The sequence below is a fragment of the Allobosea sp. Root483D1 genome (assembly GCF_001429505.1).
GTDB lineage: Bacteria > Pseudomonadota > Alphaproteobacteria > Rhizobiales > Beijerinckiaceae > Allobosea.
Genome location: NZ_LMJW01000017.1, coordinates 44526 through 53867 on the forward strand (window position 1 = coordinate 44526; position 9342 = coordinate 53867).

General features: G+C 65.8%; 10 protein-coding genes. 2 read left to right on the plus strand and 8 right to left on the minus strand.

Annotation, left to right across the window (positions count from 1 at the left end):
- Positions 1-8: 8 nt before the first annotated feature.
- The 8 genes from araD to ASE66_RS14795 all read right to left on the minus strand — a co-directional run bounded on the left by araD (position 9) and on the right by ASE66_RS14795 (position 7944).
- The gene (gene araD, locus ASE66_RS14760; protein WP_057190466.1) at positions 9-1733 is read right to left on the minus strand and encodes an L-arabinonate dehydratase; all 1725 of its coding nucleotides are present in this window, start codon (positions 1731-1733) and stop codon (positions 9-11) included.
- Positions 1730-2551 (minus strand): SDR family NAD(P)-dependent oxidoreductase, encoded by an 822-nt coding sequence (locus tag ASE66_RS14765; protein ID WP_057190467.1) that lies wholly within the window; start codon positions 2549-2551, stop codon positions 1730-1732. Before ASE66_RS14765 ends, araD begins: the two co-directional genes overlap by 4 nt.
- Complete coding sequence (locus ASE66_RS14770; RefSeq protein ID WP_057190468.1) at positions 2548-3189, minus strand: ATP-binding cassette domain-containing protein; 642 nt, start codon at positions 3187-3189, stop codon at positions 2548-2550. Before ASE66_RS14770 ends, ASE66_RS14765 begins: the two co-directional genes overlap by 4 nt.
- A 2-nt stretch (positions 3190-3191) precedes the next feature.
- Entirely contained in the window at positions 3192-3887 is a 696-nt protein-coding gene (locus ASE66_RS14775; RefSeq protein ID WP_057190469.1) for an ABC transporter ATP-binding protein, read from the minus strand.
- On the minus strand, positions 3880-4629 hold the full coding sequence (locus ASE66_RS14780; RefSeq protein ID WP_057190470.1) for an ABC transporter ATP-binding protein: 750 nt from the start codon (positions 4627-4629) through the stop codon (positions 3880-3882). The genes ASE66_RS14775 and ASE66_RS14780 overlap by 8 nt, the downstream gene beginning before the upstream one ends.
- A complete protein-coding gene (locus tag ASE66_RS14785; RefSeq protein WP_082613462.1) occupies positions 4629-5657 on the minus strand; it encodes a branched-chain amino acid ABC transporter permease in 1029 nt (342 codons plus the stop codon). Before ASE66_RS14785 ends, ASE66_RS14780 begins: the two co-directional genes overlap by 1 nt.
- A gap of 4 nt (positions 5658-5661) precedes the next feature.
- Positions 5662-6582, minus strand: a complete 921-nt coding sequence (locus tag ASE66_RS14790) for a branched-chain amino acid ABC transporter permease (RefSeq protein WP_057190471.1) — start codon at positions 6580-6582, stop codon at positions 5662-5664.
- 72 nt (positions 6583-6654) lie between these two features.
- The gene (locus ASE66_RS14795) at positions 6655-7944 is read right to left on the minus strand and encodes an ABC transporter substrate-binding protein (RefSeq protein WP_082613463.1); all 1290 of its coding nucleotides are present in this window, start codon (positions 7942-7944) and stop codon (positions 6655-6657) included.
- Between the two features lie 157 nt (positions 7945-8101).
- On the opposite strand from ASE66_RS14795, the gene ASE66_RS14800 reads away from it, so the two are divergent.
- Together ASE66_RS14800 and ASE66_RS31395 are read left to right on the plus strand one after the other, a co-directional pair.
- Positions 8102-8959, plus strand: a complete 858-nt coding sequence (locus ASE66_RS14800; RefSeq protein ID WP_057190472.1) for a MurR/RpiR family transcriptional regulator — start codon at positions 8102-8104, stop codon at positions 8957-8959.
- Between the two features lie 254 nt (positions 8960-9213).
- Positions 9214-9342 (plus strand): Rid family hydrolase (locus ASE66_RS31395; protein WP_244494935.1); only part of this gene is annotated, 129 nt, incomplete at its 3' end.

Consider the following 9342-nt stretch of genomic DNA (forward strand, 5'->3'; position numbering starts at 1 on the left):
CAGGACTGTCACAAGATGTCTGGCTCGCCGACCGGCGCACCGAACGAAGTTTCAAGGAAATCGAAGTCGCAGCCTTCATGGGTCTGGCCGATATGGCGCGAGAACATCCAGCCATAGCCGCGCTCGAAGCGCGGTTCAGGCAGTCGCAGCGCGGCGCGCCGGTGCGCGAGCTCGGCCTCGTCGACACAGAGAACGATGCTGCGGACCGCGACATCGACGCGGATGAGGTCGCCGCTGCGAACGAGAGCGAGCGGGCCGCCGATATGGGCCTCGGGTGAGACGTGCAGGATGCAGGCGCCGTAGCTGGTGCCGGACATGCGCGCATCGGAGACGCGCAGCATGTCGCGCACGCCCTGCTTGAGGAGCTTCTTCGGGATCGGCAGCATGCCCCATTCCGGCATGCCGGGGCCGCCCTGCGGGCCGGCACCGCGCATCACCAGGATCGTGTCGGCGGTGACGGCCAGATCGGGATCGTCGATCTCGGCCTTCATCTGCGCGTAGCTGTCGAAGACCAAAGCGGGGCCGGTATGGTCGAGCAGGCGCGGCTCGGCCGCCGAGGGCTTCATCACGCAGCCTTCAGGCGCGATGTTGCCGTAGAGCACAGCCAATGCAGGCTCGGTCGAAACCGGTCTGTCCAGGGGGCGGATGACGTCGTCGTTCCAGATCGGCGCACTCTCGATCGCGGCGCCGAGCGTACGCCCCTCGATCATCAGCGCATCGAGGGACAAATGCTGCGTCAGCCGGCTCATCAGCCCGGGCAGGCCGCCAGCATAGTAGAAATCCTCCATCAGATAGCGCTCGCCGGACGGGCGGATGTTGGCCAGCACGGGGATGGTCCGACTCGCCGCCTCGAAATCGCCGAGGCCGATATCCTGGCCGGCGCGGCGCGCCATCGCGATGAGGTGGATGATGGCATTGGTCGAGCAGCCCATCGCCATAGCGACCGCGATGGCGTTCTCGAACGAGGCGCGCGACAGCACGGCCGTCGGCCGCAGATCCTCGGCCACCATCGCGACGATGCGCCGACCGGTCTCGGTCGCCATGCGGATATGGCCGGAATCGGCGGCCGGGATCGAAGAGGCGCCCGACAGGGTCAGCCCCATCGCCTCGGCGATGGCGGTCATGGTGCTGGCCGTGCCCATCGTCATGCAGTGGCCGTAGGAGCGCGCGATGCCCGCTTCGACCGCCTGCCATTCCTGCGCGTCGATCTTGCCGGCGCGGCGATCGTCCCAGTATTTCCAGGCGTCGGAGCCGGAGCCCAGCACCTCGCCGCGCAGATTGCCGCGCAGCATCGGCCCGGCCGGCAGGAAAATCGCGGGAATGTCGGCGCTGATCGCACCCAGGATGAGGCCGGGCGTGGTCTTGTCGCAGCCGCCCATCAGCACCGCGCCGTCGACCGGATGCGAGCGCAGCAGCTCCTCGGTCTCCATCGCCAGAAGGTTGCGGTAGAGCATCGTTGTCGGCTTGACGAAGTTCTCCGAGAGCGAGATCGCCGGAAGCTCCAGCGGAAAGCCGCCGGCCTGCAGCACGCCACGCTTCACGTCCTCGACGCGCTGGCGGAAATGCGCGTGACAAGGGTTGATGTCGGACCAGGTGTTGATGATCGCGATGACGGGGCGACCGTTCCAGTCCTCGACGCCATAGCCCATCTGCATCAGGCGCGAGCGGTGGCCGAAGCCACGAAGATCGTCGGTGTCGAACCAGCGGGCGCTGCGAAGCGGCGGCTTCGTCATTGGCTCGCCGTCACGCCGCCGTCGATATAGACGATCTGGCCGGTCATGTAGCTGCCGGCAGGCGCGGCGAAGGTGATGACTTGCCCGACCACCTCGACGGGATCGCCGATCCGCCCGAGCGGGTTGCGGTCGAGGATGAAGTCGCGGAAGCCCTCGCGCTCGAGATGATGGCGGATACGCTCGGACTGGATGAAGGTCGGCGCGACGCCGTTGACGGTGATGTTGTGCTCGGCGAGTTCCATCGCATGCTGCTTGACCAGCATGACGAGGCCGCCCTTGGTGGCGCAGTAGGCCGAATAGCCGCGGTTGCGCAGCGCCAGTTGCGAGCGCACCGACAGCAGGTGGATCTGGCGGCCGCCGGTGCCCTGCGCGATCTGGTGGCGCGCCGCCGCCTGGCCCAGGAACATCGCCGATTTCAGGTTGATTTCGTAGACGTTGTCGAAGGTCGCCTCGTCGACATCCATCAGCCTCTGCTCGCGCTGGATGCCGACGCAGTTGACCAGCACGTCGATGCCGCCCATCGCCTCGGCGGCACGGTTGGTCGCCTCCGCGATCGCGGCCGGGTAGCGCGCATCGAGCTCGAAGCCATGGGTCTCGACGCCCTGCCCGCGCAGCCTGTCCGCCAGCGCTTGCGCCTTGGCCCCGCAGGGTCCGGCGATGGCGACATGGGCGCCGTGCCGCGTCATCGCCGAGGCTATCGCCTCGCCCAGCGCACCATAGCCGCCGGGCAGAAAGACGCGCAGTCCGCGGATGGTAAAAAGCCGGTCGATCGCATCGAGGTCGATCTGCGGCGTCAGATGTCCTTCGGGCCGGTTCATGCGGCAGGCTCCAGGGCGGCGGCGCGCTCCGTCAGCAGGTTGCCGAGATAGTCGCGCGCCGGCTCGAAGCCGAGCAGGCCGGCATAATCCGGCAGGGGCGTGACGACGCCCTTGTTGACGAAGATGAAGCGCTCGCAGATTTCCTCGAGGATCTCGAGATGGAAGCGCTCATTGGGGTGAACGCAGAGGAAGACCAGCCGGCCCTCCGAACGCAGGCGCCGGAAGAAATCCAGCATGAAGCCGATATAGCCGTCCTGCGTGTTGAATTGCGGCTCGTCGAAGAGATGGACCAGCGGGTATTCGCTGCCCGCGCGCTCCATCAGGGCGTTGGGGCGCAGCGACCGGAAATGCCGGACCTGGTAGGACTGGTGATAGTGGATCGCGAGGCGGTCGCGCTCGTCGGTGCGGACGCGGTGAATGTTGCGGCCGCAGACCGCGACGGTGCCCTCCGTCGGGCTGTTCGAGCCGGTGATCAGCTCGAACAGTGTCGTCTTGCCGGAGCCGTTGGGGCCCATCATGCCGACGATCGCCGGCTCCTCAATGCGGAAGTCCGCGTCGAGCCGGAAGGTCGGCGTGCGGTCGAGCCGGCCGCGCGTGTAGATCTTCGAGAGATTGCTGACGTCAAGCATCGCGCTCATGGTCACATTCCGATCAGGCGCTGGCGCCGGGATTTGTCGTCGAGCAGGTCGCGGGCGGCCCCCTCATGGACGATACGGCCGCGGTCCATGACATAGGCGCGGTCCGAGACCTCAAGCGCGGCGAGGGCATTCTGCTCGACGATCAGTACCGAGATGCCCTCGGCCTTGAGGCGCCGCACCGTCGACAGCACGTCCTGGACTATCTTTGGCGCGAGGCCCTGGCTCGGTTCGTCGAGCAGGACGAGGCCGGGCGAGCCCAGCAGCGCGCGCGAGATCGCAACCATCTGCATCTCGCCGCCGGAGAGGTTCTCGCATTCGCGCGGCATCAGATGTTCGAGCGCCGAGAAGATCGAGAACATCTCGCCGACCTGCCAGGACCGAAAACGGGTCTTGCGCATGCCGATCTGCAGGTTGCGGGCGACGGTCAGCGTCGGGAAGATACGGCGATCGTCGGGCACCCAGCCGATGCCCATGGCCGAGATGCGATGGGTCGGGTGACGGGTGATGTCCTGCCCGTCGAAGCGGATCTGGCCGCGACGCGGCGGCGTCAGGCCCAGGATCGAGCGGATCGTCGTGGTCTTGCCGGCCCCGTTGGCGCCGAGCAGCGAGACCACTTCGCCCTCGCCGACACGCAACGAGGTGCCAAACAGCGCCTGCGTCTCGCCATAGAAGGTTTCGATGTCGCGGACCTCAAGCATGGGTCGCCTCCGCCAGCGTCGAGCGGCGAACCCATTTGTTGTCGCCAAGCTGCGCTGGAGGCCCCTCCGCGATGACCTGGCCCCAATGGATCACCGAAATCCTGTCGGCGAGCTCGAACAGGAAGCGCATGTCGTGCTCGATCATCACGATCGTGTAGCGATCGCGCAGCCGCTTCACGAGCTGGGAGAGGCGACGCGTCGCCTCCGCGCCGAGACCCGAGGTCGGCTCGTCAAGGAAGAGGATGCGAGGCTCGGCGGCTAGCGCCACCGCGATCTCCAGTGCACGGCGGTCGCCATAGCTGAGCGAAGCGGCCGCATCCCAGGCGCGTCCCGCAAGACCGACCTGATCGAGCACAGCGAGCGACTGGTCGATCAGGGCGCGATCCGAGAAGACGGCCGCCATCGCGTGCAGACGGCGCTCCCGGAAGGCCGGCAGCGCCAGCATGACGTTCTCGATGACGACCGTGTCGTCGAAGAGGTTCATCAACTGGAAGGAGCGCGACACGCCCATCCTGGCGATGCGCTGCGGCGGCAGGCCCGAGATGCGCTGGCCGTCAAACGTAACCTCGCCGCGATCAGGCTTGTGCTGGCCGGTGAGGACATGGAAGCAGGTCGACTTGCCGGCGCCGTTGGGACCCATGATGCCGCTGACCTGGCCTGCCTCGAAGGACAGCGAGATGTTCTCCAGCACGACGCGCGAGCCGAAGCGCTTGTGGATGTTGCGGGCCTCGAAAAGAGCCATCACGCGGCCTCCGTCGCGGGAGCCGGTGCTGCGGTCGTCTGGAGCGGCGGCTTGCGCCGCGCGAGGCCGTGCAGCATGCCCGCCAGCCCCTCGGGCCGCAGCATCACCATCGCCATGAAGATCAGCCCGTACCAGAGCAGCCAGGTCTCTGTGATGCTGCCCAGCACGTCGCGAGTGACGAAGTAGAACACCACACCCAGCACCGGCCCCCAGAAACTGACGAGGCCGCCGCCGACCAGCACCATCATCACGACAAGCCCGGATTGATGCAGGCTCATCACGTCGGGATAGGCGCTCTGTTGGGCCATCGCGAGCAGGCTGCCGGCGAGGCCCGCGATCATCGTCGACAACGTGAAGACGGCCCATTTGAAGCGCCAGACCTCGTAGCCGACGAAGCGGGCGCGGGTCTCGTTCTGGCGGATGGCCTGCAGCACCCGGCCGAAGGGCGAGTTCGCCAGCCGCCAGCACAGCACGACCACGATCATCAGCAGCGCAGCGGCGAAGTAGAACAGCGCGCGGCTGTCGGTCAGGGAGACCTGCCAGGGCCCGAGCGTCAGCGGGGGGCGCGGAATGCCGAGCAGCCCGTCCTCGCCGCCGGTGACGCGATGGAGCTTCATGGCGAGGAACCAGAAGATCTGGCCAAAGCCGATCGTCAGCAGCGCATAGTAGATGCCGCGGCGATGGGAGAGGAACGCCCCGACAAGGGCGCCCGCGATCCCGGCCGCCAGTACGGCCGCCAGCAGGCCGCCCCACAGGCTAACTGCGACATGGTGCTGGAACAGCCCGAAGGCATAGGCGCCGATGCCGAGATAGGCGCCATGGCCGAAGGAATGCAGGCCGGTATAGCCGAAGAGCAGGTTGAACCCGAGCGCGAAGGCGACCCAGATCGCGATCTCGATGCCGAGATACTGATAGAGCCCGACGGCAGGCAGCAGCCAGGGCGTGGCCAGGAGCACCGCGGCGAGGACGATCATAGGCGGCGTGATCCAGGCCGATGGGCGCGCGGGAATGTCCGAGAGCGAGATCATGGCGTCAGTTCTCCAGCGCGCTCTTGCGACCAAGCAGGCCACGGCTGCGGAAACCGAGAACGGCGATGAGGAGGAGGTACATCGACATCGTCGCCCAGGCGGCCGCATAGGCGCCGGTGATGCCCATGGCGAGGCCGACCAGAAGCGCCGCGATGACGGCGCCCCAGAAGCTGCCGACACCGCCGATGACGATGATGAGGAAGGCGGGGATGACGATGTCGACGCCGACATGGGGACGAAGGCCCCAGATCGGCACCATCACCACGCCGGCAAGTCCTGCCAGGGAGGCGCCAAAGCCGAAGACGACCAGCCTCAGCCTGGCGAGGTCGTAGCCGAGCGCACGGACCATTTCGCTGTCATGCGCGCCCGCCTTGATGACAGCACCGGCCGAGGTGCGTTCGAGGAACAGCCAGACGGCAAGGATCGCGGCGATGCTGAAGCCGGCGGCGAAGAAACGGTAGGTCGAGAAGATCATGTCGTTCAGCAGAAAGGCGCCATTGATCGCCCGCGGCAGCGCCAGATTCTGCTCGCCCGTGCCCCAGACCAGCCGGATCAACTCCTCGATGACGAGCGCGGCGCCGAAGGTCAGCAGCAGGCCGTAGAGGGGCGGCTTGCCATAGGCCGGGCGCAGGCACAGCTCGAGCAGCATGCCGGCGAAACCCGCCAGAGCCGGCCCGATCGCCAGCGCCAGCACATAGCGCAGGCCGAGCGGCAGGCTCAGCCACCAGGCACCGAAGGGCGTGCCCGCGAACCAGCCGCCGCCGATCACCGTCAGCGCGAAATAGGCGCCGATCGCAAACAGCGAGCCATGGGCGAGGTTGATTACCTCCATCACGCCGACGATCAGGGTGAAGCCTAGCGCGATCAGGGCGAAGAGCAGGCCCAATGTCAGGCCGTTGATGATGTGGGGCAGAAGATCGATCATGCGTGTTCCGTCCGGATGCAGCGATGCCGTCACCCGCGGCCGTCGGGCGACGGCCGCGAATGGCAGGACGGATCAGGCGTCGAAGGTCGGCGTCTGCTCGTAGGATTCGAGCTTGCAGAGCTTGGCGGAATCCGTGTCGCGGACATCTTCCGCCTTGGCCTGGCTCAGGACGTCGAAGATGTCGTCCTTCTCCTTCGGCGCCTTGTTGGCCGTGGCGAGGTAGATCGTCTGCTGGACCTGATGCGTCTGGGCGTCGATCGTCGCATCGAAGTGCTGCATGCGGTCGCGGGCCGAAATCTTGTGACCTTCCAGCGCCCTGATCACGGCGATGTTGTTGGTCGTGCCCGCACGCTCGATGGCTCCGAGGAGTTCCCGGATCGACATGTAGCCGTTGTAGAAGACGTTGCCGGGCGAGCGCATGGCCGTCTCGGGATACATCGTCTGGTAGCGCTTGACGAAGTCGGCCACGCCGGGGAGGTCGAGGCGATAATACCAGGTCGTGCCGAAGACGCCGAAGAGGTTCTCGATCGGCAGACCGTAAACATCATCCCAGTCCTGCTGACTGTTGATCCAGGCCGGCTTGTCGCCCATCTTGAGCTGGACCACCTGCTGGCGCATCGCCTTCTGGTCATCGCCGCCGATCGCAGCGGACACGACGCCGGGCTTGCGCTGCTGCACCTTCAGCAGGGCAGAGGTGAAGTCACGCGTGCCCTGCGGGATCAGCACCTCGTCCATGACCTTGCCGCCATATTCCTTCAGCAAGGCCTTGGTCGCCGCGGCGGTGTCGTGCCCCCAGACATAGTCGTTGGTCAGGAGCATCCAGTCCGGCCCGAAACGCTCGATCGCGCTCTTGACCGCGGCCTTGGCGAAATTGGTGCCGTTGCCGTCGAAGACGAACTTGACGCGATGGCAGTTCTGGCCGGCCTCGGTCGGCGAGGACGAGTTCGTGTTGATGTAGATCACGCCGTATTTCTGGGCGACCTGGCTGATCGCATTGGCGACGCCGGAATGGACAGCGCCGACGAGGAAGCCGCATTGCTCACGGCTGATCATCCGTTCCGCCACGCGGCTGCCGGTGGCGGCCGTGGTCTCGGTGTCGATATGGACGAACTCGACCTTGCGGCCGAGGACCCCGCCGCGCTCATTTGCTTCGGCGATCGCCATTGCCATGCCGCGTTTGTCGCTGGCGCCGGAGTTCGCATACATGCCGCTGGCATCGGCCGTGATGCCGATCCGCAGCGGCTTGGCCGCGCCTTGCGCCCAGGCGCGATTGTGTTTCCACGGGCCGGCGAACAGCGAGACTGCGGACGCAGCGCCGGCGGCGCCCAACAGACCACGTCGCGAAACCTGAATCTTCGACATCGATGTCCTCCCCGAAACGGACGGGCTCGTGCCCGTCTCTTGCCTGATCGAAAGTCAGAATTAATTTTCAAAGAGCATGAATATTTTTTCTGTCATGTCAACAGCGGCTCCGAACTTAAACGCTTTGCGTCGCAGATAGGGTGAGATAGAAGGTCGAATGAACGAAAATTCATTCAATAGGCCGGCTGCGACCGCTTCCGCGAGCGATGCGCCGCAGGAGACCTTCGAGGCCCTTCGCCAGCGCCTTCGCAACCGCTTCGACCAGCTCAGCCCGCATCTGCAGCGCATCGCGCGGTCGGCGCTGGAAAAGCCCAACGACTTCGCCCTGAACACGGTGGTCGGCATCGCTGGCGACCTCGAGGTCCAGCCATCGACGCTGATCCGCTTCGCCAAGGAATTCGGCTATCGCGGCTTCTCCGAGATGCAGCGGGTCTTCCGGCTACGCCTGATCGAAGGCGCCCCTCGTGCGCGCGAAGAGGTCTTTGCACGCCAGGCCGCCCCGCAGCAGGCGAACGACTACGGTGCCCTGCTGAATGGATGCGTCGATGCGCTGATCGCCTCGCTGGAAGATCTGCGTCGGAGCGTTTCGCCGGAGGCGCTCGACAAGGGAACGCAAATGCTGCGGCAGGCCGAGCATGTCTATATCGCCGGCCTGCGCCGGTCCCGGCCGATCGCGACCTATCTGGCCTATGGGCTGACGCGCTGCGAACGGCAGTGCAGCCTGCTCGATTTCGGCAGCGGCATGGCGGCGGAGCAGATCGCTACCATGCGGTCGAGCGACCTTCTCGTGGCGATTGCGTTCACGCCCTATACCCAGTCGGTGGTCGACATCACGCTCGACACCCATCTCAGCGGCAAGCGCATCCTCGTCCTGACGGATGTGCCCGAGAGCCCGTTGGCGCGCCACGCGGAACTGACCTTCCTCGTCGACAATTCGACCACCAGCCAGTTCAGGCCGATCTCGGGGGCGATCGCGCTCGTGCAAACCTTGATCACCGGGCTCGGAGCGGGATGAGCCGATGCGTCGTTCGTCGCATTCGCAGGGGGTACAATTTGAATGTCGTCTTTCGGGCGTTGTCTCAATGTCCGTTGTTGGCGCACCGCGGCGATATGGCGTCGTCGCGATGTGCGTCATAGAGGCGATCAGCGCCGGCGAACCGACCCCGGGAAATCGGCCGAGGACCGAATAGATGGAGCTGACCCCATGATTGAACGAATTGGCATGACGGAACGCTGGAGCGACGCAGTTATNNTGGACAATCCGTCAAGGTGCAGACCGAGGAAGTTCTGCTCAGCCTCGATGAGACGCTGGCCCAGGCCGGCGTCTCCAAGAACAACCTGGTCAGCGTTACCATTTACCTCGCCGACATGGTGGGGTTCGCCGCCATGAACGAAGCT